Here is a 20,756-nt window from a genome sequence, read left to right on the forward strand (position 1 = left end):
TGAAGACATCGAACGTGGTCAGGTATTGGCTAAACCAGGTTCAATCAAACCACACACTACCTTTGACTCAGAAGTTTATATCCTGAGCAAAGATGAAGGCGGTCGTCATACTCCGTTCTTCAAAGGTTACCGTCCGCAGTTCTACTTCCGTACAACTGACGTGACCGGTACCATCGAACTGCCAGAAGGCGTAGAGATGGTAATGCCAGGCGACAACATCAACATGGTTGTAACCTTGATCCATCCAATCGCGATGGATGACGGCTTGCGTTTCGCAATTCGTGAAGGTGGTCGTACTGTAGGTGCTGGTGTGGTTGCTAAAGTTATCGCTTAATCGCTGATACTTTAATGCAATATGAGAAAGGGTGCTTCGGCACTCTTTTTTATGGGCCAAGTTTGCACTAATAACGATTCTCATTTACAATGCGACTGAATTTTGTTCGATGTGTGTGGATCCTATGTACGTATGTTTGTGTAATTCTGTTAGTGATAAAGCCATCCGCCAAGCTGTTCGCCGATATCAGCCTCAGACATTTCAGCAGCTAAGAAATTTTGTTCCAGTAGGAACTCAATGTGGGAAATGCATCCGTGTAGCGCGTCAGATAATGGAAGACGAATTACAACAGATACCTCAGTTCGATAACATTGCCTAAAAATCGGTCTTTTCTTTGACTTACTCTCATCCGGATCTACGCTTTACATACCGGAATAGAGGAGTTACCTATGAAAGGCGATAAAAAAGTCATTGCTCATCTCAATAAACTTCTTGGAAATGAACTGGTTGCCATCAATCAGTACTTTTTACATGCTCGCATGTTTAAGAACTGGGGATTAATGCGTCTGAACGGTATTGAATATCATGAATCCATCGATGAAATGAAGCATGCTGACATCTATATCGAACGTATCCTTTTCCTTGAGGGGTTGCCAAACTTACAAGATCTCGGCAAATTGAATATCGGCGAGGATGTCGAAGAGATGCTGAAATCCGATTTGGTTCTTGAGCTTGAAGGTGCGAAAGATCTTCGCGAAGCCATTACGTATGCGGACTCAGTTCATGATTATGTCAGCCGTGACTTGATGATAACGATCCTGACAGACGAAGAACATCATATTGACTGGCTCGAAACTGAACTGGAGCTCATTGGCCGAATAGGGATCCAAAATTATATCCAGTCTCAGTTAAAAGAAGAGTCTCAGTAAGTCAGATATCTTTAAGTGAAAATAGCATCAGCCAGAAAACATGGCTCTCCTGGCTGATGTAAATATACCCACCCGCAAGTGACAGACATGGCCCAAAAGGGATTTCGCCTGTCTTTTTTTTAATAAGTGCCCGCACCATGGTGAAAATCAGTCCTATGACTGCGGCAATAATGCATAAATAAGGCACCGATTGCCATCCAGTCCATGCGCCCAACGCTGCCAGTAGTTTAAAATCCCCGTACCCCATCCCTTCTTTATTGAGCAGGATTTTGAATCCCCAATAAATACTCCACAACGCCAGATATCCGACAACAGTTCCGTATAGCGAATCATGGAGTGTAACTTCACCGCCTACTGAGTGAACTAATAGCCCTAACCAGATAAGCGGCAATGTCAGTCTATCAGGCAATAAATAAGCTGAACTGTCGATCAGGCTTAAAGCCAACAAGAACCACATTAGTGTGAACGCACTGAGTAGAGTAAATGGTGTATCGAACAGAACGGACATTCCGAGAAATAACGATGCACATACTAACTCATTTAATGGATAGCGCAGGGGGATTTGCTCATGACAGTAGTGGCATCTTCCTTGTAAAAGCAGCCAACTCAAAAGAGGTATGTTCTGCCAGAACCTCAGCGGGTGTTTGCATTCAGTGCAATGTGATGCCGGGAAGCAAAGGTTGAGTTGCTCTTCATCTTCAGGCTGATGTTTATTGAGCATCATAGGCAAACGGTATACTACGACGTTGAGAAAACTTCCCGCAACCAGCCCGATCACTAAGACGATGCTGTGGTAGATAACGTTTGATGGTGAGAGAAAATCAACAAGTGATGAATAGTCCAAGGGTGCAACTCCATTTGCATGGGAAGGGACGTTGGATGTCCCAGCCCGTTATGTGGGTAACGATGACAGTGTAGATCTGAGTGGTTAGCGAACGGGAGGTTTAGGTTGTTACGAGTGTTAAAAATGCGCGCTGGATTCAGAGCTTTGACACAGCGGGACTTCATTGAAGCCCATATATGACGTATTGTCGGGGCAGAATGCTCTTCAGAGGGTAAGCAGCATAGGGTATTTGAGTGAAATAAAAGCGTTTAACTCATCAGAAAGGTTGCTTCTTGCTCTCATTTACGTATAATGCGCGGGCTTACCTAATCTTGGTAGGTCTAATTCATTCAGAATTAGTTGTCTGGTAATGAAGTGCTACCAGCCAAACAATACTCCCGATATGGGGGTTATATGAAGAACGATTACACTCTCCCATCAATCGAAATGGGTATGAGTAGTAATTACTTACGTTTAAAATAATTGGAGCTCTGGTCTCATGCAGAACCAAAGAATCCGTATCCGCCTGAAAGCGTTTGATCATCGTTTGATCGATCAATCAACTGCGGAAATCGTTGAGACCGCGAAGCGCACTGGTGCGCAAGTTCGTGGTCCAATCCCGCTGCCGACCCGCAAAGAGCGTTTTACTATTCTGATTTCTCCGCACGTCAATAAAGATGCGCGCGATCAGTATGAAATTCGTACTCACAAGCGTCTGGTTGACATCGTTGAGCCAACCGAGAAAACCGTTGATGCTCTGATGCGTCTGGATCTGGCTGCTGGTGTAGACGTGCAGATCAGCCTGGGTTAATCAGGGTCATTGACGATTGAGAGGTTGAAACAATGATTGGTTTAGTCGGTAAGAAAGTGGGCATGACTCGTATCTTCACTGAAGATGGCGTTTCTATCCCAGTAACCGTTATCGAAATTGAAGCAAACCGCGTTACTCAGGTCAAAGACCTGGACAACGATGGTTACCGTGCTGTGCAGGTTACTACTGGTAGCAAAAAAGCTAACCGTGTAACCAAACCAGAAGCGGGTCACTTCGCTAAAGCTGGCGTAGAAGCTGGCCGTGGTTTGTGGGAATTCCGCCTTGCAGAAGGTGAGGAATTTACTGCAGGTCAGAATATTAGCGTTGAAATTTTCGCAGACGTTAAGAAAGTCGATGTTACTGGTACTTCTAAAGGTAAAGGTTTTGCCGGCACTGTAAAGCGCTGGAACTTCCGTACCCAAGATGCTACCCATGGTAACTCCTTGGCACACCGTGGACATGGTTCAATCGGTCAGAACCAGACTCCAGGTAAAGTGTTTAAAGGAAAGAAAATGGCAGGCCAACTGGGTAACGAACGTGTAACCGTTCAGAGCCTAGATGTAGTACGTGTTGATGCTGAGCGCAATCTGCTACTGGTCAAGGGTGCTGTTCCGGGTGCTACCGGTAGCAACCTGATCGTTAAACCTGCTGTTAAGGCTTAACGTCGAGGAGATAGGAATGGAATTAGTAGTGAAAGACGCGCAAAGCGCGCTGACTGTTTCCGAAACTACCTTCGGGCGTGATTTCAATGAAGCGCTGGTACACCAGGTCGTTGTTGCTTATGCAGCAGGTGCCCGTCAAGGTACTCGCGCTCAGAAGACCCGTGCTGAAGTAACTGGTTCCGGTAAAAAGCCTTGGCGTCAGAAAGGTACTGGCCGTGCGCGAGCAGGTTCTGTAAAGAGCCCAATCTGGCGTTCCGGTGGTGTAACCTTCGCTGCAAAGCCACAGGACCACAGTCAAAAAGTAAACAAAAAGATGTACCGCGGCGCGCTGAAAAGCATTCTGTCCGAACTGGTACGTCAAGATCGCTTGATCGTAGTCGAGACGTTCTCTGTAGAAGCGCCTAAAACTAAGCTGCTTGCACAGAAACTGAAAGACATGGCTCTGGAAGACGTGCTGATTATTACCGGCGAAGTCGACGAGAACCTGTTCCTGGCCGCGCGCAACCTGTACAAGGTTGATGTTCGTGACGTAGCAGGTATCGATCCAGTAAGCCTGATCGCCTTCGACAAAGTCGTTATGACTTCTGACGCGGTGAAGCAAGTTGAGGAGATGCTGGCATGATTCGTGAAGAACGTCTGCTGAAAGTAGTGCGCGCGCCGCATGTTTCTGAAAAAGCCTCTTCTGCGATGGAAAAGAACAATACCATCGTTCTCAAAGTTGCCAAAGACGCGACTAAAGCAGAAATCAAAGCTGCGGTTAAGAAACTGTTTGAAGTTGAAGTCGAAGGCGTTAACACCCTGCTTGTTAAAGGCAAAGTGAAGCGTCACGGTCAGCGTGTTGGTCGTCGTAGCGACTGGAAAAAAGCTTACGTCACCCTGAAAGAAGGCCAGAATCTGGACTTCATCAGCGGCGCAGAGTAAGTCGGAGGAGTTTGAACAATGGCAATTGTTAAATGTAAACCTACATCTCCGGGCCGTCGCCATGTTGTTAAAGTGGTTAACCAGGAATTGCACAAAGGTAAACCTTATGCCCCGCTGCTTGAAAAACTGAGCAAAAGCGGTGGTCGTAACAACAATGGCCGTATCACCACCCGTCATATCGGTGGTGGCCACAAGCAGCATTATCGTCTGGTTGACTTCAAACGCAACAAAGATGGTGTAGCAGCAGTGGTTGAGCGTCTGGAGTACGATCCGAACCGTTCCGCGAATATCGCGCTGGTTCTGTACAAAGACGGCGAACGCCGTTATATCCTGGCGCCGAAAGGCCTGAAAGTGGGTGACCAGATCCAATCTGGTGTTGATGCTGCAATCAAGACAGGTAACACCCTGCCGATGCGCAACATCCCAGTAGGTTCAACGGTTCACAACGTAGAAATGAAACCAGGTAAGGGTGGCCAGATGGCTCGTTCTGCTGGTGCCTACGTTCAGATCGTTGCTCGTGACGGTTCCTACGTAACTCTGCGTCTGCGCTCTGGCGAAATGCGTAAAGTTCAAGTCGATTGCCGCGCCACCTTAGGTGAAGTCGGTAACGCTGAACATATGCTTCGCGTTCTGGGTAAAGCAGGTGCTGCTCGTTGGCGTGGTATTCGCCCTACCGTTCGCGGTACAGCGATGAACCCAGTCGATCACCCACACGGTGGTGGTGAAGGTCGTAACTTTGGTAAGCACCCGGTAACCCCGTGGGGCGTTCAAACCAAAGGTAAGAAGACCCGTAGCAACAAGCGTACTGACAAGTTCATCGTACGTCGCCGTAGTAAAAAATAATTAGAGGATAAGCCATGCCACGTTCTCTCAAGAAAGGTCCTTTTATTGACCTGCACTTGCTGAAGAAGGTAGAGAAAGCGGTGGAAAGCGGTGACAAGAAGCCTTTGCGCACTTGGTCCCGTCGTTCAACGATCTTTCCTAACATGATCGGTTTGACCATCGCTGTCCATAATGGTCGTCAGCACGTACCAGTATTTGTTTCCGATGAAATGGTCGGTCATAAACTGGGTGAATTCGCGCCGACTCGTACTTATCGCGGCCATGCGGCTGATAAAAAAGCTAAAAAGCGCTAAGGTAGGAGGAAGAGATGGAAACTATCGCTAAACATCGCCACGCTCGTTCTTCTGCTCAGAAGGTTCGCCTTGTTGCTGACCTGATCCGCGGTAAGAAAGTGTCGCAAGCTCTGGAAACTTTGGCCTATACCAACAAGAAAGCTGCTGGTTTGGTTAAGAAGGTACTGGAGTCTGCCATTGCTAACGCAGAACACAACGATGGCGCTGACATCGATGATCTGAAAGTCACGAAGATTTTCGTAGACGAAGGCCCAAGTATGAAGCGCATTATGCCTCGTGCTAAAGGTCGTGCAGATCGCATTCTGAAGCGCACCAGCCACATTACTGTGGTTGTGTCCGATCGCTGAGACTCTGGAGACTAGCAATGGGTCAGAAAGTACATCCTAATGGTATTCGCCTAGGTATTGTCAAACCTTGGAATTCTACCTGGTATGCAAATACCAAAGATTTCGCTGACAACCTGGACAGCGACTTTAAAGTTCGCCAATTCCTGACTAAGGAACTGTCGAAAGCTTCCGTTTCTCGCATCGTTATCGAGCGTCCAGCGAAGAGCATCCGTGTGACTATTCACACTGCTCGTCCTGGTATCGTTATCGGCAAGAAAGGTGAAGATGTCGAAAAACTGCGTAAGGTCGTAGCGGGTATCGCTGGCGTTCCTGCGCAAATCAATATCGCCGAAATCCGTAAACCGGAACTCGATGCTAAATTGGTTGCTGACAGTATCACTTCACAGCTGGAACGTCGTGTTATGTTCCGTCGTGCTATGAAGCGTGCTGTACAGAACGCAATGCGTCTTGGCGCTAAAGGAATTAAAGTTGAAGTAAGCGGCCGCCTTGGCGGTGCTGAAATTGCGCGTACTGAATGGTACCGTGAAGGTCGTGTTCCGTTGCATACACTGCGTGCGGATATCGATTACAACACTTCCGAAGCGCACACCACTTATGGTGTTATCGGCGTAAAAGTGTGGATCTTCAAAGGTGAGATTCTGGGTGGTATGGCTGCAGTTGAACAACCTGAACCGGCTGCTCAACCTAAAAAGCAGCAGCGTAAAGGCCGCAAGTAAGGAGAGTCGCTGATGTTACAACCAAAGCGTACAAAATTCCGTAAGGTGCATAAAGGCCGCAACCGTGGCCTGGCGCAAGGTACGGATGTGAGCTTCGGCACTTACGGTCTGAAAGCTGTTGGCCGTGGTCGTCTGACTGCTCGTCAAATTGAAGCAGCACGTCGTGCGATGACCCGTGCAGTTAAGCGTCAAGGTAAGATCTGGATCCGTGTATTCCCGGACAAACCGATCACTGAGAAGCCACTGGAAGTTCGTATGGGTAAAGGTAAGGGCAACGTAGAGTATTGGGTCGCCCTGATCCAGCCTGGTAAAGTCCTGTACGAAATGGACGGTGTGCCTGAAGAGGTAGCTCGCGAAGCCTTCCAGCTGGCAGCAGCCAAACTGCCTATCAAAACCACCTTTGTAACTAAGACGGTGATGTAATGAAAGCACAAGAGCTGCGCGAAAAAAGCGTGGAAGAGCTGAACACTGAGCTTCTTAACCTCTTGCGTGAGCAGTTTAACCTGCGCATGCAAACGGCAAGTGGCCAGTTGCAGCAAACACACCTGTTGAAACAAGTGCGTCGTGATGTTGCACGTGTGAAGACTTTACTGACTGAAAAGGCGGGTGCGTAATGAGTGACAAGATCCGTACTCTGCAAGGTCGTGTTATCAGTGACAAAATGGAGAAATCCATGGTTGTCGCGATTGAACGTTTTGTGAAACACCCAATCTACGGTAAATTCATCAAACGTACGACTAAGCTACACGTACATGACGAGAACAATGAATGTGGTATCGGCGATGTCGTTGAAATTAGCGAATGCCGTCCGCTGTCTAAGACTAAGTCTTGGACTCTAGTTCGCGTTGTAGGGAAAGCGGTTCTGTAATAGAATCACTTGCTCGAAAATAGATAAACGGCTCATGAACTGTGGGCCGTTTATTTTTTCTACCCATAATCTGGAACCGGTGTTATAATGCCGCGCCCTCATTTGTGGGGTTTTTTTAATGACCTATCCTGGGTCCTAAAGTTGTAGTTGACATTAGCGGAGCACTAACATGATCCAAGAACAGACTATGCTGACCGTGGCCGACAACTCCGGTGCACGTCGCGTAATGTGTATCAAGGTTCTAGGTGGCTCGCACCGTCGCTACGCAGGCATCGGTGACATCATCAAAATTACCATCAAGGAAGCAATTCCTCGCGGTAAGGTGAAGAAAGGCGATGTGCTGAAGGCGGTAGTGGTGCGCACCAAGAAGGGTGTTCGTCGCCCGGACGGTTCTGTCATTCGCTTCGATGGTAATGCATGCGTTATTTTAAACAATAACAGCGAGCAGCCTATCGGCACGCGTATTTTTGGGCCGGTAACTCGTGAACTGCGTAATGAGAAGTTCATGAAAATTATCTCTCTGGCACCAGAAGTACTCTAAGGAGCGAACCATGGCAGCGAAAATCCGTCGTGATGACGAAGTTATCCTGCTTACCGGCAAAGATAAAGGTAAGCGCGGTAAAGTTAAAAATGTCCTGTCTTCTGGTAAGGTCATTGTTGAAGGTATAAACCTGGTTAAGAAACATCAGAAGCCTGTCCCGGCCCTGAACCAACCAGGTGGCATCGTTGAAAAAGAAGCTGCAATTCAAGTTTCTAACGTTGCACTCTTCAACTCGGCAACCGGTAAGGCTGACCGTGTAGGCTTTAGATTCGAAGACGGCAAAAAAGTCCGTTTCTTCAAATCTAACAGCGTAACTATCAAGTAATTTGGAGTAGTACGATGGCGAAACTGCATGATTACTACAAAGACGATGTCGTAAAAAAACTCATGACTGAGTTTGGTTACAATTCTGTCATGCAAGTCCCTCGGGTCGAGAAGATCACCCTGAACATGGGTGTAGGTGAAGCGATCGCTGACAAGAAACTGCTGGATAATGCAGCAGCTGACTTGGCAGCAATCTCCGGTCAAAAACCGTTGATCACCAAAGCACGCAAATCAGTTGCAGGCTTCAAAATCCGTCAGGGCTATCCGATCGGCTGTAAAGTAACTCTGCGTGGCGAACGCATGTGGGAGTTCTTTGAGCGTCTGGTCTCCATTGCTGTTCCACGTATTCGTGACTTCCGCGGTTTATCTGCTAAGTCTTTCGATGGTCGTGGTAACTACAGCATGGGCGTGCGTGAACAGATCATCTTCCCGGAAATCGATTATGATAAAGTCGATCGCGTTCGTGGTTTAGATATTACTATCACCACTACTGCGAAATCCGATGATGAAGGCCGTGCGTTACTGGCTGCCTTTAACTTCCCGTTCCGCAAGTAAGGCAGGGTTACTAATGGCTAAGCAATCCATGAAAGCACGCGAAGTCGTTCGCGTAAAACTGGCTGACAAATACCGCGCTAAACGCGAGGAATTGAAAGCTATTATCTCTGGTGTGAACTCATCTGATGAAGATCGTTGGGATGCGGTTCTTAAGCTGCAGTCTCTGCCGCGTGATTCCAGCCCGTCTCGTCAGCGTAACCGCTGTCGTCAAACTGGTCGTCCGCATGCTTTCCTGCGGAAGTTCGGGTTGAGCCGTATTAAGGTCCGTGAAGCCGCTATGCGCGGTGAAATCCCGGGTCTTAAAAAGGCTAGCTGGTAATTGTCACCAATTGAATCACGGGAGTAAAGACAGATGAGCATGCAAGATCCGATCGCGGATATGCTGACCCGTATCCGTAACGGTCAAGCCGCGAACAAAGTTGCGGTCACCATGCCTTCCTCCAAGCTGAAAGTGGCTATTGCCAACGTGCTGAAGGAAGAAGGCTATATTGAAGAATTTAAAATCGAAGGCGACACCAAACCTGAACTGGAATTAGTACTTAAGTACTACCAGGGCAAGTCGGTGGTAGAAAGCATTCAACGTATCAGCCGTCCTGGTCTGCGCATCTATAAGAAAAAAGATGAGCTGCCAAAAGTTATGGCTGGTATGGGTATCGCTGTTATTTCTACCTCCAAAGGTGTTATGACTGATCGTGCAGCTCGCCAGGCTGGTCTTGGTGGCGAGATTATCTGCTACGTAGCTTAATCGGGAGGAAAGCATGTCTCGTGTTGCAAAAGCACCCGTCGTCATTCCTGCCGGCGTAGAGGTAAAACTCAACGGTCAGGTTATTTCGATAAAAGGTAAAAACGGCGAGCTGTCACGTACTATCCATAACGCCGTTGAAGTTAAACAGGAAGAAAATACACTGACTTTCGCTCCGCGCGAAGGCTCTGTAGACGGTTGGGCCCAAGCGGGTACCACTCGTGCACTGTTGAACTCAATGGTTGTTGGTGTTACCGATGGCTTCACTAAAAAGCTTCAACTGGTAGGTGTTGGTTATCGTGCTGCTGTTAAAGGCAACGTGGTGAATTTAGCTTTAGGCTTCTCTCACCCCGTCGATCACCAACTGCCGGAAGGCATTACTGCTGAATGCCCGACCCAAACTGAAATCGTGCTGAAAGGCGCTGATAAACAAGTTATTGGTCAGGTTGCTGCAGATTTACGTGCCTACCGTCGTCCTGAGCCATACAAAGGCAAGGGTGTCCGTTACGCCGACGAAGTCGTGCGTACCAAAGAGGCTAAGAAGAAGTAAGGTAACACTATGGATAAGAAATCTGCTCGTATCCGTCGTGCGACCCGCGCACGCCGTAAGCTCCAAGAACTGGGTGCGACACGTCTGGTGGTACATCGTACCCCGCGTCATATTTACGCACAGGTGATTGCACCAAACGGTTCTGAAGTAATAGTTTCTGCCTCTACTGTAGAAAAAACTATCACTGAGCAACTGAAGTATACCGGCAACAAAGATGCTGCCACTGCTGTAGGTAAAGCTATTGCAGAACGCGCATTGGAAAAAGGGATCACGAAAGTATCCTTTGACCGTTCCGGTTTCCAATATCATGGTCGAGTCCAGGCACTGGCAGATGCTGCCCGTGAAGCTGGCCTTCAGTTCTAAGGAAGAGGTTTAAGATGGCTCACATCGAAAAACAAGCTGGCGAACTGCAGGAAAAGCTGATCGCGGTAAACCGCGTATCTAAAACCGTAAAAGGTGGCCGTATCTTCAGCTTTACCGCACTGACAGTAGTTGGTGATGGTAACGGTCGCGTTGGTTTTGGCTACGGCAAAGCACGCGAAGTTCCGGCAGCGATACAGAAAGCGATGGAAAAAGCCCGTCGCAACATGATGAATGTCGCGCTGAACAGCGGCACCTTGCAGCATCCTGTTAAAGGTGCTCATACGGGTTCCCGTGTGTTCATGCAGCCGGCTTCCGAAGGTACCGGTATTATCGCCGGTGGCGCAATGCGTGCCGTCCTGGAAGTCGCTGGGGTGCATAACGTATTGGCTAAAGCTTATGGTTCTACAAACCCAATCAACGTGGTTCGTGCAACTATAGATGCTCTGGCAAATATGAAATCCCCACAAATGGTCGCTGCCAAGCGTGGTAAATCCGTTGAAGAAATTCTGGGGTAATTAACCATGGCAAAGACTATTAAAGTTACACAAACTCGCAGTTCTATTGGCCGTTTACCGAAGCATAAAGCTACTTTGCTCGGCCTGGGTCTGCGTCGCATTGGTCACACTGTAGAGCGTGAGGATACTCCTGCTGTACGCGGTATGATCAACCAAGTTTCCTACATGGTTAAGGTTGAGGAGTAAGAGATGCGTTTAAATACTCTGTCTCCGGCTGAAGGTGCCAAACAAGCGCCGAAGCGTGTAGGTCGTGGTATTGGTTCTGGCCTGGGTAAAACCGCTGGTCGTGGTCACAAAGGTCAGAACTCACGTTCTGGCGGTGGCGTACGTCGCGGTTTTGAAGGTGGTCAGATGCCTTTATATCGTCGTTTGCCGAAATTCGGCTTCACCTCTCGCAAAGCTATGATCACGGCAGAAGTTCGTCTGTCTGAACTGGCACTTGTTGAAGGCGACGTAATCGACCTAAACACGCTGAAAGCCGCTAACGTAGTTGGTATCCAGATCGAATTCGCGAAAGTTATCCTTTCCGGTGAAGTTGGTCGTGCGGTAACTCTGCGTGGTTTGCGTGTCACTAAAGGCGCTCGTGTTGCTATCGAAGCTGCTGGCGGTAAAATTGAGGAATAAGTAGCAGATGGCTAAGCAACCGGGATTAGATTTCCAAAGTGCCAAGGGTGGACTAGGCGAACTGAAGCGCAGACTTTTGTTTGTTATCGGTGCGTTGATTGTTTTCCGTATCGGCTCTTTTATTCCGATCCCTGGTATTGATGCCACTGTACTTGCCAAATTGCTCGAGCAGCAAAGAGGTACCATCATTGAAATGTTCAATATGTTCTCTGGTGGTGCCCTTAGCCGTGCTTCTATTTTTGCTCTGGGGATCATGCCGTATATTTCGGCCTCGATCATTATCCAGTTACTGACGGTGGTTCACCCAACGTTGGCGGAAATTAAGAAGGAAGGGGAGGCTGGCCGTCGTAAGATTAGTCAGTACACCCGTTACGGTACGCTGGTATTAGCTGTGTTTCAGTCAATCGGTATTGCTACCGGTTTACCGAATATGCCTGGTATGCAGGGCCTGGTGTTAAATCCAGGCTTTGCCTTCTACTTTACTGCAGTTGTGAGCTTAGTTACGGGGACAATGTTCCTGATGTGGCTGGGTGAGCAGATTACTGAGCGTGGTATCGGCAACGGTATCTCAATCATAATCTTTGCTGGTATAGTCGCGGGTCTCCCGCCGGCAGTAGCGCATACTATTGAACAAGCTCGGCAAGGCGACCTGCACTTCCTCCTGTTGCTGTTGGTTGCAGTTTTAGTGTTTGCAGTGACTTTCTTTGTTGTTTTTGTGGAACGTGGTCAACGTCGTATTGTCGTTAACTATGCTAAGCGTCAACAAGGGCGTCGTGTCTATGCAGCACAGAGCACACACTTACCGTTGAAAGTAAATATGGCTGGGGTTATCCCTGCGATCTTTGCTTCCAGCATCATTCTGTTCCCTGCCACGATTGCATCATGGTTCGGGGGCGGAACTGGTTGGAACTGGCTGACTACGATTTCGCTGTATTTGCAGCCTGGGCAACCGCTTTATGTGTTACTCTATGCGACTGCAATCATCTTCTTCTGTTTCTTTTATACTGCGTTGGTTTTCAACCCACGTGAGACAGCAGATAACCTGAAGAAGTCCGGTGCATTTGTACCAGGAATTCGTCCGGGAGAGCAAACGGCGAAGTACATCGATAAAGTGATGACACGTTTAACCTTAATTGGTGCGATGTATATTACTTTCATCTGCCTTATCCCGGAGTTCATGCGTGACGCAATGAAAGTGCCATTTTATTTTGGTGGTACCTCACTACTTATCGTAGTTGTCGTCATTATGGACTTTATGGCTCAAGTGCAAACTCTGATGATGTCAAGTCAGTATGAGTCTGCATTGAAGAAAGCAAACCTAAAAGGCTATAACCGCTAATTTGGTGTGTTTGAGAAGTTACGGAGAGTAAAAATGAAAGTTCGTGCTTCCGTCAAGAAATTATGTCGTAACTGCAAAATTGTTAAGCGTAACGGTATCGTTCGCGTAATCTGCAGCGCAGAACCGAAGCATAAACAGCGTCAAGGCTGATTATCTCGCATATTTTTCTTGCAAAGTTGGATTGAGCTGGCTAGATTAGCCAGCCAATCTTTTGTGTGTAAGCAGTAACATTGTTTGAGTATCCTGAAAACGGGCTTTTCAGAATGGTGTTACCGTATATAAATAGTAGGAGTGCATAGTGGCCCGTATAGCAGGCATTAACATTCCTGATCAGAAACATACCGTGATCGCATTAACTTCGATCTACGGCATCGGTAAAACCCGCTCACAGGCTATCTGTGCAGCATCGGGTATTGCTGAAAATGTTAAGATCAGTGAGCTGTCTGAAGAGCAAATCGAAAAGCTGCGCGAACAAGTTGCCAAGTTCATTGTTGAAGGTGATCTGCGTCGCGAAGTCACCCTGAGCATCAAGCGTCTTATGGACCTTGGAACTTATCGTGGTTTGCGCCATCGTCGTGGTCTGCCAGTACGCGGTCAGCGTACTAAGACTAACGCACGTACCCGTAAGGGTCCGCGTAAACCGATCAAGAAATAATCGGGGTGATTGAATAAATGGCAAAGGCACCTGTTCGTACACGTAAACGTGTAAGAAAACAAGTCTCTGACGGCGTGGCTCATATCCATGCTTCTTTCAACAACACCATTGTTACCATTACCGATCGTCAGGGTAATGCTTTGGGTTGGGCAACAGCTGGTGGTTCCGGTTTCCGTGGTTCTCGTAAGTCCACTCCGTTTGCAGCCCAGGTTGCAGCAGAGCGCTGCGCCGACGCAGTGAAGGAATACGGTATCAAGAATCTGGAAGTTATGGTTAAAGGACCTGGTCCTGGTCGTGAGTCTACTATCCGTGCGTTAAACGCGGCTGGTTTCCGCATCACTAATATTACTGATGTGACTCCTATCCCCCATAACGGTTGTCGTCCACCGAAAAAGCGTCGCGTATAACGCTGCTTTTAGGATTGTTGGAGAGAGAAAATGGCAAGATATTTGGGTCCTAAGCTCAAGCTTAGCCGTCGTGAGGGCACAGATTTATTCCTTAAATCTGGCGTTCGCGCGATCGATACCAAGTGTAAAATCGATCAAGCTCCTGGTCAGCACGGTGCGCGTAAACCGCGTCTGTCTGACTATGGTGTGCAGTTGCGTGAAAAGCAAAAAGTTCGCCGTATGTATGGCATCTTAGAGCGTCAATTCCGCAACTATTATAAAGAAGCAGCTCGCCTTAAAGGCAACACCGGTGAAAACCTGTTGCAATTACTTGAAGGGCGTCTCGACAACGTTGTTTATCGTATGGGCTTCGGTGCTACTCGTGCGGAATCGCGCCAGTTAGTTAGCCACAAAGCTATTATGGTAAACGGTCGCGTCGTTAACATCGCTTCTTATCAGGTATCTCCGAACGACGTTGTCAGCATCCGTGAGAAAGCTAAACAGCAATCTCGCGTAAAGGCCGCTTTGGAGTTGGCTGAACAGCGTGAAAAGCCGACTTGGCTTGAAGTTGATGCCTCTAAGATGGAAGGTGTGTTCAAGCGTATGCCTGAACGTACGGATCTATCTGCGGACATTAACGAACACCTGATCGTCGAGCTTTACTCTAAGTAAAGCTTAGTACCAAAGAGAGGACACAATGCAGGGTTCTGTGACAGAGTTTCTAAAACCGCGCCTGGTAGATATCGAGCAAGTCAGTTCGACGCACGCCAAGGTGACCCTTGAGCCTTTAGAGCGTGGCTTTGGCCATACTCTTGGCAATGCACTGCGCCGTATTCTGCTTTCATCCATGCCGGGTTGCGCGGTGACCGAGGTTGAGATTGATGGTGTACTACATGAGTACAGCACCAAAGAAGGCGTACAGGAAGATATCCTGGAGATCCTGCTCAACCTGAAAGGGCTGGCGGTGAGAGTTCAAGGGAAAGATGAAGTTATCCTTACCCTGAATAAATCTGGCATTGGCCCTGTGACTGCAGCCGACATTACACATGATGGTGATGTCGAAATCGTCAAGCCGCAACATGTTATCTGCCACCTGACCGATGACAACGCTGCTATAAGCATGCGTATCAAAGTTCAGCGCGGTCGTGGTTATGTGCCGGCGTCTGCCCGAATTCATTCGGAAGAAGATGAGCGACCAATTGGACGCCTGTTAGTAGATGCATGCTACAGCCCTGTAGAGCGAATTGCCTATAATGTTGAAGCAGCGCGTGTAGAACAGCGTACCGATTTGGACAAGCTGGTTATCGAAATGGAAACCAATGGTACGATCGATCCTGAAGAGGCGATCCGCCGTGCGGCAACCATTCTTGCTGAACAACTGGAAGCTTTCGTTGATTTACGTGATGTACGTCAACCGGAAGTGAAAGAAGAGAAGCCTGAATTCGATCCAATCCTGCTGCGCCCTGTTGACGATCTGGAATTGACTGTCCGCTCTGCTAACTGCCTCAAAGCAGAAGCAATCCACTACATCGGTGATCTGGTACAGCGTACTGAGGTTGAGCTACTTAAAACGCCTAACCTTGGTAAAAAATCTCTTACTGAGATTAAAGACGTACTTGCTTCCCGTGGTTTGTCTCTGGGCATGCGCCTGGAAAACTGGCCACCAGCAAGTATCGCTGACGAGTAACCGGATCACAGGTTAAGGTTTTACTGAGAAGGATAAGGTCATGCGCCATCGTAAGAGTGGTCGTCAACTAAACCGTAACAGCAGCCACCGACAGGCTATGTTCCGTAACATGGCCGGCTCTTTGGTTCGTCATGAGATCATCAAGACGACCCTGCCGAAAGCGAAAGAGCTGCGCCGCGTTGTTGAGCCGCTGATTACTCTTGCCAAGACCGACAATGTTGCAAATCGTCGTCTGGCATTCGCCCGTACTCGTGATAACGAGATCGTGGCAAAACTGTTTAATGAACTGGGCCCGCGTTTCGCGAGCCGTGCCGGTGGTTACACTCGTATTCTTAAGTGTGGTTTCCGTGCAGGCGACAATGCGCCGATGGCTTACATCGAGCTCGTTGATCGTGCAGAGTCACAAGCAGAAGTAGCAACTGCTGAATAATCTGTAGATGCATGAAAAAACCGGGCTTGCCCGGTTTTTTTACATCCAAAATTTGTCCTCCCTTGCCTAGTATTCCCATATTTACCCTACCCAGAATTAATCTTATATTCGCGCTATGCTAACGGAATGACTCTTCCTACCTTTTGCAGGATCAAGGCTATGTTTCTTATTGATCAATGGGTTGAAAAACACATTAAAAATGCCAGTGAGAACGGTGAGTTTGATAACTTAGCTGGCAGGGGAAAACCTCTGGTTTTGGATGACGACAGTGCCGTACCCGAAGAGCTACGAACTGCTTATCGTATTCTTAAAAATGCAGGATACTTGCCTCCTGAGCTGCAAGACAGGAAGGAAGCTATCGAGTTAAATGACATGCTGAAAAGCTTGATGTCTGATAATCCTGAGTTTGTCGTCATTGATAAACGGCTAAAAATTCTTAAATTACGACTACAGCAGGCTGGCATGAATACGGATTTTCTTGATGGTCGCTACAAAGATGAGCTGAATAAAAAGTTTAAAGGTGAATGAATATGTTCAAAATAGGTGAATTAGCCAGACTTGCCAATGTCTCTAGCGACACCATTCGCTACTATGAAAAACAGGGAATGATGAGTTCAACAGTGCGTAATGGTTCAGGATATCGCCAGTATGACGACAGTGACCTTCAGAGACTGCGTTTTATCCGTTATGCAAAATCGACTGGTTTTACACTCGAAGCTATCAAGGAACTGCTTTCAATTCGTATTGATCCTGCACACCACACCTGTCAGGAATCCAAGTCGATTGTTGAGGAACGGCTTGCAGAGGTAGAGCTTAAACTTCAGGAGCTCATGCGGATGCGTGAATCCCTGCGACGGTTGAGCAAAGCGTGTTGCGGTTCCGCCCATTCCAGCGTCAGTTGTTCTATTCTTGAAGCATTAGAAGATGGTGCGGGCAAAGTCGGTTAGAAACTACTTTCGATGCATGGATGATCGCAGTATCATGCGCTGGCATTGTATGCAGATACGTATTTTTTCTTACAGAGGAATTTATGACTACCTATAAGCACCAAAAAGGCGTGATCCAAGAGAACGCATTACAAGCACTATTACATGACCCATTATTTAAGCAACGGATTGAAAAGAATCTGAAAGGGAAAGGCAGTTACCGTCGTAAAGAAAAGAATGGGAAAGGAAGTTATCTGGAGGGCAGTATTGAGTGTTCGTTCGAATATTCAATACTGCCCTTCATCATCAAGCACCATTCAATACACTGAGTTTCTTAGAATTTCGGCGTTTGTTGTTCTTTCAGCAAGTCACGGATTTCCATTAACAATATTTCTTCAGCCGTTGGCTTCGGTGGTGCAGCTGGCACATCTTCTTTTTTACGGCGCATTTTATTCATAAACGTAATGGCGCAGAAGATTGCTAATGCGACAATGATGAAGTCAAAAATATTCTGAATAAAGATACCGTATTTCATAACGACGGCGGGTACCGTACCCTGCGCTTCACGTATTACCCAAGAAAATTGTTTAAAATCCACGCCACCAATGAGTAGCCCTAGCGGTGGCATGATGATATCGGCCACGAGCGATGAAACTATCTTGCCAAATGCGGCACCGATAATCACACCAATTGCAAGGTCAACAACATTTCCACGCATAGCAAATTCACGAAACTCTTTCATAAAACTCATACAGTATCTCCTTGGTAAACCCATAGTTCAGGTCTTTACAAATTAAAGACCATTTGTAGCATATGCGCTACAAAACTTTCCATCTTGAATCTAATCTGCTGATAACTAATTAATTGCTGAACATTATAAGAAGAACGGGCTTGGCTGGAATAGTCTCTCAACGTCACGAACAAATTTTTTGTCGGTAATAAACATGATCACATGGTCACCTTGCTGGATACGGCTAGTGCCGTTGGCAATAATTACCTCATTGCCTCTGACAATGGCGCCGATAGCGGTTCCTGGGGGAAGCCTTATCTGTTCAACAGTACGGCCAACCACTTTCGATGTGCTTTCATCACCATGTGCAATGGCTTCGATGGCTTCTGCCACCCCACGGCGTAGTGATGATACACTGACAATGTCAGCCTTACGTACATGTCCCAGCAAAGCAGAGATAGTGGCTTGCTGTGGTGAAATAGCAATATCAATAACGCTACCCTGGACAAGGTCAACATATGCGCTGCGTTGTATCAACACCATAGCTTTCTTTGCGCCCATCTTCTTAGCCAGCATAGCTGACATGATGTTTGCTTCATCATCATTAGTAATGGCAATAAAGACATCAACTTGTTCGATATGTTCTTCTGCCAGTAATTCTTGATCCGACGCATCGCCATAGAAAACGATAGTATTTTGAAGCAGCTCGGCTAGCTCTGCAGCACGCTGTTGGTTTTTTTCAATGAGCTTAACGCTATAGTTTTTCTCAAGGCGATGTGCCAAGCCTGCACCGATATTACCTCCGCCGACAATCATAATACGCTTATATGGCTTTTCCAGACGTTGAAGCTCGCTCATCACTGCACGTATATGCTGAGAAGCGGCAACGAAGAACACCTCATCACCCGCCTCAATAATGGTTGAGCCTTGAGGTCTGATAGGGCGGTCCTGACGGAAAATTGCTGCGACGCGAGTTTCAATATGAGGCATATGTTCGCGCATGGAAGACAACGCGTTTCCAACCAATGGCCCGCCATAGTAGGCTTTAACGGCGGCAATACTGACTTTACCTTCTGCGAAATTAACTACCTGTAAGGCACCCGGGTATTCAATCAGCTTATAGATATAGTCAATGACCAACTGTTCTGGCGAGATGAGATGGTCTATGGGTACCGCTTCCGGATGAAAAAGCTTTTCTGACTCTCGGATGTATTCAGAGGAACGAATTCGGGCAATACGATTTGGTGTATTGAACAAAGAGTATGCGATTTGGCATGCCACCATGTTTGTCTCGTCCGAGTTGGTGACCGCAACTAGCATGTCAGCGTCTTCAGCTCCCGCTTCACGCAAAACCCTGGGATGAGACCCATGTCCCTGCACAACGCGGAGATCAAATTTATCCTGCAGCTGTCGTAACCGGGTAGTATTGGTGTCAACGACGGTAATGTCGTTGTTCTCACCTACAAGGTTCTCAGCTAACGTTCCGCCGACTTGCCCGGCACCAAGAATTATTATTTTCATAGCCGCTCATTCTCGCCTTAATTCAGTTTACCCTGTGATTCAGAGCAGAACTATTTCGCTACGCTGATTTAATTAGTTTAGCGTAATAGAACCCGTCGCCATCTTCGGCATGGGGAAGGTTTTGTTTACCCGGACTCGTTAAATCGCCAGTTTCAATTAATACTGCTTCAGGGTGTGCTTTGAGGAACGCCATTATTTGTTCGTTGTTCTCTTCCGGCAGAATAGAACACGTCGCGTAGACCATCACGCCGCCGGGTTTGAGTCTTGGCCAGATGGCTTCAAGAATTTCGCATTGTAACTCTGCAAGCTCAGTAATATCGCTGTCACGGCGCAACCACTTAATGTCTGGATGGCGACGGATCACGCCGGTAGCTGAGCAAGGCGCGTCGAGCAGGATGCGATCGAAGATGCGGTCACCGGCCCAGCTATCTGGCTCGCGCCCATCACCCTGTTTAACTTCAGCGCTGAGCTTCAGGCGCTGTAGATTTTCATGAACGCGTTTAAGACGTTGTTCATCCACATCCACAGCTAATACATGTGCTTTCGGAGCCGCTTCCAGGATATGCGTGGTTTTTCCGCCCGGCGCGCAGCATAAATCGAGGATCATCTCACCATTCTGTGGATCCAACAGATCAACGCTGCCTTGTGCAGAGGCATCCTGAATAGTCACCCAGCCTTCTGCAAATCCCGGAAGCAGGTTCACCTGACAAGGCGTCACCAAACGCAGCGCATCGCGATATTCTGCATGAGGGACGGCTTCAATCTGTGCTTCACTCAGTAAATGCAGATATTCATCACGAGTATGATGCATACGGTTGACGCGCAGCCACATAGGAGGCCTTTGGTTATTGGCATCAACAATATTTTCCCATTCTGTTGGATAGGCTTTTTTCAAACGGTTAAGCAACCAGCTTGGATGCAGATGGCGACTGTCATTGTTAACCATCAGCGACAGCAATTCTTCCTGCTGTCGCTGGAATTGACGTAAAACACCGTTGATCAGGCCTTTCAATTGCGGGCGTTTAAGCGCGACGGTGCCTTCAACAGTTTCTGCCAGTACGGCGTGTGCAGGAATACGTGTATGAATCAGTTGATATAAGCCAATCATCAGTAAGTAATGCAGAGTTCGCTGTTTACCGGTTAATGGTTTTGCCATCAATTGCTGCAAACACCATTCGAGTTGAGGTAAAACCCTCAGCGTACCGAAACATAGTTCCTGCAGTAATCCGCGATCTTTATCTGAGATGTTTTTCTGCAAACCCGGAAGAACGGTAGAAAGAGACTGGCCTTTGTCTAACACCTGGCTAATAGCTTGAGCTGCAATACTTCGGAGATTATAGGTTGTTTTCATAGTCAGAGGGGCTGGTAAAGCTCAGCTTAA

At 47.6% G+C, this 20,756-nt stretch carries 38 protein-coding genes; 34 read left to right on the forward strand and 4 right to left on the reverse strand.

The window, feature by feature from the left end:
* The 3 genes from IEV89_RS21165 to bfr all read left to right on the forward strand — a co-directional run.
* On the forward strand, window positions 1–334 hold a 334-nt coding region (locus IEV89_RS21165), incomplete at its 5' end, for an EF-Tu C-terminal domain-related protein (RefSeq protein WP_506256304.1).
* Between the two features lie 124 nt (window positions 335–458).
* Window positions 459–653: a bacterioferritin-associated ferredoxin gene (gene bfd, locus IEV89_RS21170; RefSeq protein ID WP_188475484.1), complete on the forward strand. Its 195-nt coding sequence runs from the start codon at window positions 459–461 to the stop codon at window positions 651–653.
* Window positions 654–723: 70 nt separating this feature from the next.
* Window positions 724–1,203, forward strand: coding sequence for a bacterioferritin (gene bfr, locus IEV89_RS21175; RefSeq protein ID WP_188475485.1), 480 nt, complete (start codon window positions 724–726; stop codon window positions 1,201–1,203).
* Between the two features lies 1 nt (window position 1,204).
* On the opposite strand, the gene IEV89_RS21180 is transcribed toward bfr, so the two are convergent.
* Window positions 1,205–2,047, reverse strand: coding sequence for a prepilin peptidase (locus tag IEV89_RS21180; RefSeq protein ID WP_229746559.1), 843 nt, complete (start codon window positions 2,045–2,047; stop codon window positions 1,205–1,207).
* A gap of 478 nt (window positions 2,048–2,525) precedes the next feature.
* Between IEV89_RS21180 and rpsJ the strand changes: the two genes are divergently transcribed.
* From rpsJ to IEV89_RS21335, 31 genes are all read left to right on the forward strand, one after another.
* Window positions 2,526–2,837 (forward strand): 30S ribosomal protein S10, encoded by a 312-nt coding sequence (rpsJ, locus tag IEV89_RS21185; protein WP_009639175.1) that lies wholly within the window; start codon window positions 2,526–2,528, stop codon window positions 2,835–2,837.
* A gap of 32 nt (window positions 2,838–2,869) precedes the next feature.
* On the forward strand, window positions 2,870–3,499 hold the full coding sequence (gene rplC / locus IEV89_RS21190) for a 50S ribosomal protein L3 (protein WP_188475486.1): 630 nt from the start codon (window positions 2,870–2,872) through the stop codon (window positions 3,497–3,499).
* 16 nt (window positions 3,500–3,515) lie between these two features.
* Window positions 3,516–4,121 carry a 50S ribosomal protein L4 gene (gene rplD, locus IEV89_RS21195; protein ID WP_140476088.1) on the forward strand — a complete coding sequence of 202 codons (606 nt, stop codon included), beginning with the start codon at window positions 3,516–3,518 and terminating at the stop codon, window positions 4,119–4,121.
* Window positions 4,118–4,420: a 50S ribosomal protein L23 gene (gene rplW, locus IEV89_RS21200; RefSeq protein WP_188475487.1), complete on the forward strand. Its 303-nt coding sequence runs from the start codon at window positions 4,118–4,120 to the stop codon at window positions 4,418–4,420. Before rplD ends, rplW begins: the two co-directional genes overlap by 4 nt.
* An 18-nt stretch (window positions 4,421–4,438) precedes the next feature.
* Complete coding sequence (gene rplB / locus IEV89_RS21205; protein ID WP_188475488.1) at window positions 4,439–5,263, forward strand: 50S ribosomal protein L2; 825 nt, start codon at window positions 4,439–4,441, stop codon at window positions 5,261–5,263.
* A gap of 14 nt (window positions 5,264–5,277) precedes the next feature.
* Window positions 5,278–5,556, forward strand: a complete 279-nt coding sequence (gene rpsS / locus IEV89_RS21210; RefSeq protein ID WP_004929772.1) for a 30S ribosomal protein S19 — start codon at window positions 5,278–5,280, stop codon at window positions 5,554–5,556.
* 14 nt (window positions 5,557–5,570) lie between these two features.
* Window positions 5,571–5,903 carry a 50S ribosomal protein L22 gene (rplV, locus tag IEV89_RS21215; RefSeq protein ID WP_004391423.1) on the forward strand — a complete coding sequence of 111 codons (333 nt, stop codon included), beginning with the start codon at window positions 5,571–5,573 and terminating at the stop codon, window positions 5,901–5,903.
* Window positions 5,904–5,920: 17 nt separating this feature from the next.
* Entirely contained in the window at window positions 5,921–6,619 is a 699-nt protein-coding gene (gene rpsC / locus IEV89_RS21220; RefSeq protein ID WP_188475489.1) for a 30S ribosomal protein S3, read from the forward strand.
* Between the two features lie 12 nt (window positions 6,620–6,631).
* Complete coding sequence (rplP, locus tag IEV89_RS21225) at window positions 6,632–7,042, forward strand: 50S ribosomal protein L16 (RefSeq protein ID WP_104923582.1); 411 nt, start codon at window positions 6,632–6,634, stop codon at window positions 7,040–7,042.
* Entirely contained in the window at window positions 7,042–7,233 is a 192-nt protein-coding gene (gene rpmC, locus IEV89_RS21230) for a 50S ribosomal protein L29 (protein WP_013573692.1), read from the forward strand. Before rplP ends, rpmC begins: the two co-directional genes overlap by 1 nt.
* The gene (gene rpsQ / locus IEV89_RS21235) at window positions 7,233–7,487 is read left to right on the forward strand and encodes a 30S ribosomal protein S17 (protein WP_140476096.1); all 255 of its coding nucleotides are present in this window, start codon (window positions 7,233–7,235) and stop codon (window positions 7,485–7,487) included. Before rpmC ends, rpsQ begins: the two co-directional genes overlap by 1 nt.
* A gap of 169 nt (window positions 7,488–7,656) precedes the next feature.
* On the forward strand, window positions 7,657–8,028 hold the full coding sequence (rplN, locus tag IEV89_RS21240) for a 50S ribosomal protein L14 (RefSeq protein WP_032906604.1): 372 nt from the start codon (window positions 7,657–7,659) through the stop codon (window positions 8,026–8,028).
* 10 nt (window positions 8,029–8,038) lie between these two features.
* Complete coding sequence (gene rplX, locus IEV89_RS21245; protein WP_140476098.1) at window positions 8,039–8,353, forward strand: 50S ribosomal protein L24; 315 nt, start codon at window positions 8,039–8,041, stop codon at window positions 8,351–8,353.
* A 14-nt stretch (window positions 8,354–8,367) separates the two neighbouring features.
* Window positions 8,368–8,907: a 50S ribosomal protein L5 gene (gene rplE / locus IEV89_RS21250; RefSeq protein WP_034793676.1), complete on the forward strand. Its 540-nt coding sequence runs from the start codon at window positions 8,368–8,370 to the stop codon at window positions 8,905–8,907.
* Window positions 8,908–8,920: 13 nt separating this feature from the next.
* Window positions 8,921–9,226 (forward strand): 30S ribosomal protein S14, encoded by a 306-nt coding sequence (gene rpsN, locus IEV89_RS21255; RefSeq protein ID WP_013573696.1) that lies wholly within the window; start codon window positions 8,921–8,923, stop codon window positions 9,224–9,226.
* A gap of 33 nt (window positions 9,227–9,259) precedes the next feature.
* A complete protein-coding gene (gene rpsH / locus IEV89_RS21260; RefSeq protein WP_140476100.1) occupies window positions 9,260–9,652 on the forward strand; it encodes a 30S ribosomal protein S8 in 393 nt (130 codons plus the stop codon).
* Between the two features lie 13 nt (window positions 9,653–9,665).
* Window positions 9,666–10,199 (forward strand): 50S ribosomal protein L6, encoded by a 534-nt coding sequence (gene rplF, locus IEV89_RS21265; protein WP_188475490.1) that lies wholly within the window; start codon window positions 9,666–9,668, stop codon window positions 10,197–10,199.
* Window positions 10,200–10,208: 9 nt separating this feature from the next.
* On the forward strand, window positions 10,209–10,562 hold the full coding sequence (gene rplR / locus IEV89_RS21270; protein ID WP_188475491.1) for a 50S ribosomal protein L18: 354 nt from the start codon (window positions 10,209–10,211) through the stop codon (window positions 10,560–10,562).
* Window positions 10,563–10,576: 14 nt separating this feature from the next.
* Window positions 10,577–11,077, forward strand: coding sequence for a 30S ribosomal protein S5 (rpsE, locus tag IEV89_RS21275; RefSeq protein WP_013573700.1), 501 nt, complete (start codon window positions 10,577–10,579; stop codon window positions 11,075–11,077).
* A gap of 6 nt (window positions 11,078–11,083) precedes the next feature.
* Entirely contained in the window at window positions 11,084–11,263 is a 180-nt protein-coding gene (rpmD, locus tag IEV89_RS21280) for a 50S ribosomal protein L30 (protein WP_140476104.1), read from the forward strand.
* Between the two features lie 3 nt (window positions 11,264–11,266).
* Window positions 11,267–11,701: a 50S ribosomal protein L15 gene (gene rplO, locus IEV89_RS21285; RefSeq protein ID WP_188475492.1), complete on the forward strand. Its 435-nt coding sequence runs from the start codon at window positions 11,267–11,269 to the stop codon at window positions 11,699–11,701.
* Between the two features lie 7 nt (window positions 11,702–11,708).
* Window positions 11,709–13,040: a preprotein translocase subunit SecY gene (gene secY / locus IEV89_RS21290; protein WP_188475493.1), complete on the forward strand. Its 1,332-nt coding sequence runs from the start codon at window positions 11,709–11,711 to the stop codon at window positions 13,038–13,040.
* A 33-nt stretch (window positions 13,041–13,073) separates the two neighbouring features.
* Window positions 13,074–13,190, forward strand: a complete 117-nt coding sequence (gene rpmJ / locus IEV89_RS21295) for a 50S ribosomal protein L36 (protein ID WP_012768118.1) — start codon at window positions 13,074–13,076, stop codon at window positions 13,188–13,190.
* 148 nt (window positions 13,191–13,338) lie between these two features.
* The gene (rpsM, locus tag IEV89_RS21300) at window positions 13,339–13,695 is read left to right on the forward strand and encodes a 30S ribosomal protein S13 (RefSeq protein WP_188475494.1); all 357 of its coding nucleotides are present in this window, start codon (window positions 13,339–13,341) and stop codon (window positions 13,693–13,695) included.
* 17 nt (window positions 13,696–13,712) lie between these two features.
* Entirely contained in the window at window positions 13,713–14,102 is a 390-nt protein-coding gene (gene rpsK, locus IEV89_RS21305; protein ID WP_004929731.1) for a 30S ribosomal protein S11, read from the forward strand.
* A 30-nt stretch (window positions 14,103–14,132) separates the two neighbouring features.
* Window positions 14,133–14,753, forward strand: a complete 621-nt coding sequence (gene rpsD, locus IEV89_RS21310) for a 30S ribosomal protein S4 (RefSeq protein WP_188475495.1) — start codon at window positions 14,133–14,135, stop codon at window positions 14,751–14,753.
* 25 nt (window positions 14,754–14,778) lie between these two features.
* Window positions 14,779–15,768 (forward strand): DNA-directed RNA polymerase subunit alpha, encoded by a 990-nt coding sequence (locus IEV89_RS21315; RefSeq protein ID WP_128312258.1) that lies wholly within the window; start codon window positions 14,779–14,781, stop codon window positions 15,766–15,768.
* 40 nt (window positions 15,769–15,808) lie between these two features.
* The gene (rplQ, locus tag IEV89_RS21320) at window positions 15,809–16,198 is read left to right on the forward strand and encodes a 50S ribosomal protein L17 (protein WP_034793661.1); all 390 of its coding nucleotides are present in this window, start codon (window positions 15,809–15,811) and stop codon (window positions 16,196–16,198) included.
* 159 nt (window positions 16,199–16,357) lie between these two features.
* A complete protein-coding gene (locus tag IEV89_RS21325) occupies window positions 16,358–16,726 on the forward strand; it encodes a DnaJ family domain-containing protein (protein WP_188475496.1) in 369 nt (122 codons plus the stop codon).
* Window positions 16,727–16,728: 2 nt separating this feature from the next.
* Complete coding sequence (gene zntR / locus IEV89_RS21330; protein WP_188475497.1) at window positions 16,729–17,145, forward strand: Zn(2+)-responsive transcriptional regulator; 417 nt, start codon at window positions 16,729–16,731, stop codon at window positions 17,143–17,145.
* 83 nt (window positions 17,146–17,228) lie between these two features.
* Window positions 17,229–17,453, forward strand: a complete 225-nt coding sequence (locus IEV89_RS21335) for an alternative ribosome-rescue factor A (RefSeq protein WP_188475498.1) — start codon at window positions 17,229–17,231, stop codon at window positions 17,451–17,453.
* A 5-nt stretch (window positions 17,454–17,458) separates the two neighbouring features.
* Here the strand turns inward: IEV89_RS21335 and mscL are convergent, their stop codons facing one another.
* The 3 genes from mscL to rsmB all read right to left on the reverse strand — a co-directional run bounded on the left by mscL (window position 17,459) and on the right by rsmB (window position 20,726).
* Window positions 17,459–17,875: a large-conductance mechanosensitive channel protein MscL gene (gene mscL, locus IEV89_RS21340; RefSeq protein WP_188475499.1), complete on the reverse strand. Its 417-nt coding sequence runs from the start codon at window positions 17,873–17,875 to the stop codon at window positions 17,459–17,461.
* A gap of 123 nt (window positions 17,876–17,998) precedes the next feature.
* Entirely contained in the window at window positions 17,999–19,375 is a 1,377-nt protein-coding gene (gene trkA / locus IEV89_RS21345; protein WP_188475500.1) for a Trk system potassium transporter TrkA, read from the reverse strand.
* 58 nt (window positions 19,376–19,433) lie between these two features.
* The gene (gene rsmB, locus IEV89_RS21350; protein ID WP_188475501.1) at window positions 19,434–20,726 is read right to left on the reverse strand and encodes a 16S rRNA (cytosine(967)-C(5))-methyltransferase RsmB; all 1,293 of its coding nucleotides are present in this window, start codon (window positions 20,724–20,726) and stop codon (window positions 19,434–19,436) included.
* Window positions 20,727–20,756 lie beyond the last annotated feature (30 nt).

It is taken from the genome of Hafnia psychrotolerans (assembly GCF_014639435.1).
Classification (GTDB): Bacteria; Pseudomonadota; Gammaproteobacteria; order Enterobacterales; family Enterobacteriaceae; genus Ewingella; species Ewingella psychrotolerans.

Coding starts and splice junctions, on each gene's coding strand:
- bfd (WP_188475484.1), top strand. CDS start 459: ATGTACGTATGTTTGTGTAATTCTGTTAGTGATAAAGCCATCCGCCAA.
- bfr (WP_188475485.1), top strand. CDS start 724: ATGAAAGGCGATAAAAAAGTCATTGCTCATCTCAATAAACTTCTTGGA.
- rpsJ (WP_009639175.1), top strand. CDS start 2,526: ATGCAGAACCAAAGAATCCGTATCCGCCTGAAAGCGTTTGATCATCGT.
- rplC (WP_188475486.1), top strand. CDS start 2,870: ATGATTGGTTTAGTCGGTAAGAAAGTGGGCATGACTCGTATCTTCACT.
- rplD (WP_140476088.1), top strand. CDS start 3,516: ATGGAATTAGTAGTGAAAGACGCGCAAAGCGCGCTGACTGTTTCCGAA.
- rplW (WP_188475487.1), top strand. CDS start 4,118: ATGATTCGTGAAGAACGTCTGCTGAAAGTAGTGCGCGCGCCGCATGTT.
- rplB (WP_188475488.1), top strand. CDS start 4,439: ATGGCAATTGTTAAATGTAAACCTACATCTCCGGGCCGTCGCCATGTT.
- rpsS (WP_004929772.1), top strand. CDS start 5,278: ATGCCACGTTCTCTCAAGAAAGGTCCTTTTATTGACCTGCACTTGCTG.
- rplV (WP_004391423.1), top strand. CDS start 5,571: ATGGAAACTATCGCTAAACATCGCCACGCTCGTTCTTCTGCTCAGAAG.
- rpsC (WP_188475489.1), top strand. CDS start 5,921: ATGGGTCAGAAAGTACATCCTAATGGTATTCGCCTAGGTATTGTCAAA.
- rplP (WP_104923582.1), top strand. CDS start 6,632: ATGTTACAACCAAAGCGTACAAAATTCCGTAAGGTGCATAAAGGCCGC.
- rpmC (WP_013573692.1), top strand. CDS start 7,042: ATGAAAGCACAAGAGCTGCGCGAAAAAAGCGTGGAAGAGCTGAACACT.
- rpsQ (WP_140476096.1), top strand. CDS start 7,233: ATGAGTGACAAGATCCGTACTCTGCAAGGTCGTGTTATCAGTGACAAA.
- rplN (WP_032906604.1), top strand. CDS start 7,657: ATGATCCAAGAACAGACTATGCTGACCGTGGCCGACAACTCCGGTGCA.
- rplX (WP_140476098.1), top strand. CDS start 8,039: ATGGCAGCGAAAATCCGTCGTGATGACGAAGTTATCCTGCTTACCGGC.
- rplE (WP_034793676.1), top strand. CDS start 8,368: ATGGCGAAACTGCATGATTACTACAAAGACGATGTCGTAAAAAAACTC.
- rpsN (WP_013573696.1), top strand. CDS start 8,921: ATGGCTAAGCAATCCATGAAAGCACGCGAAGTCGTTCGCGTAAAACTG.
- rpsH (WP_140476100.1), top strand. CDS start 9,260: ATGAGCATGCAAGATCCGATCGCGGATATGCTGACCCGTATCCGTAAC.
- rplF (WP_188475490.1), top strand. CDS start 9,666: ATGTCTCGTGTTGCAAAAGCACCCGTCGTCATTCCTGCCGGCGTAGAG.
- rplR (WP_188475491.1), top strand. CDS start 10,209: ATGGATAAGAAATCTGCTCGTATCCGTCGTGCGACCCGCGCACGCCGT.
- rpsE (WP_013573700.1), top strand. CDS start 10,577: ATGGCTCACATCGAAAAACAAGCTGGCGAACTGCAGGAAAAGCTGATC.
- rpmD (WP_140476104.1), top strand. CDS start 11,084: ATGGCAAAGACTATTAAAGTTACACAAACTCGCAGTTCTATTGGCCGT.
- rplO (WP_188475492.1), top strand. CDS start 11,267: ATGCGTTTAAATACTCTGTCTCCGGCTGAAGGTGCCAAACAAGCGCCG.
- secY (WP_188475493.1), top strand. CDS start 11,709: ATGGCTAAGCAACCGGGATTAGATTTCCAAAGTGCCAAGGGTGGACTA.
- rpmJ (WP_012768118.1), top strand. CDS start 13,074: ATGAAAGTTCGTGCTTCCGTCAAGAAATTATGTCGTAACTGCAAAATT.
- rpsK (WP_004929731.1), top strand. CDS start 13,713: ATGGCAAAGGCACCTGTTCGTACACGTAAACGTGTAAGAAAACAAGTC.
- rpsD (WP_188475495.1), top strand. CDS start 14,133: ATGGCAAGATATTTGGGTCCTAAGCTCAAGCTTAGCCGTCGTGAGGGC.
- IEV89_RS21315 (WP_128312258.1), top strand. CDS start 14,779: ATGCAGGGTTCTGTGACAGAGTTTCTAAAACCGCGCCTGGTAGATATC.
- rplQ (WP_034793661.1), top strand. CDS start 15,809: ATGCGCCATCGTAAGAGTGGTCGTCAACTAAACCGTAACAGCAGCCAC.
- IEV89_RS21325 (WP_188475496.1), top strand. CDS start 16,358: ATGTTTCTTATTGATCAATGGGTTGAAAAACACATTAAAAATGCCAGT.
- zntR (WP_188475497.1), top strand. CDS start 16,729: ATGTTCAAAATAGGTGAATTAGCCAGACTTGCCAATGTCTCTAGCGAC.
- IEV89_RS21335 (WP_188475498.1), top strand. CDS start 17,229: ATGACTACCTATAAGCACCAAAAAGGCGTGATCCAAGAGAACGCATTA.
- mscL (WP_188475499.1), bottom strand. CDS start 17,875: ATGAGTTTTATGAAAGAGTTTCGTGAATTTGCTATGCGTGGAAATGTT.
- trkA (WP_188475500.1), bottom strand. CDS start 19,375: ATGAAAATAATAATTCTTGGTGCCGGGCAAGTCGGCGGAACGTTAGCT.
- rsmB (WP_188475501.1), bottom strand. CDS start 20,726: ATGAAAACAACCTATAATCTCCGAAGTATTGCAGCTCAAGCTATTAGC.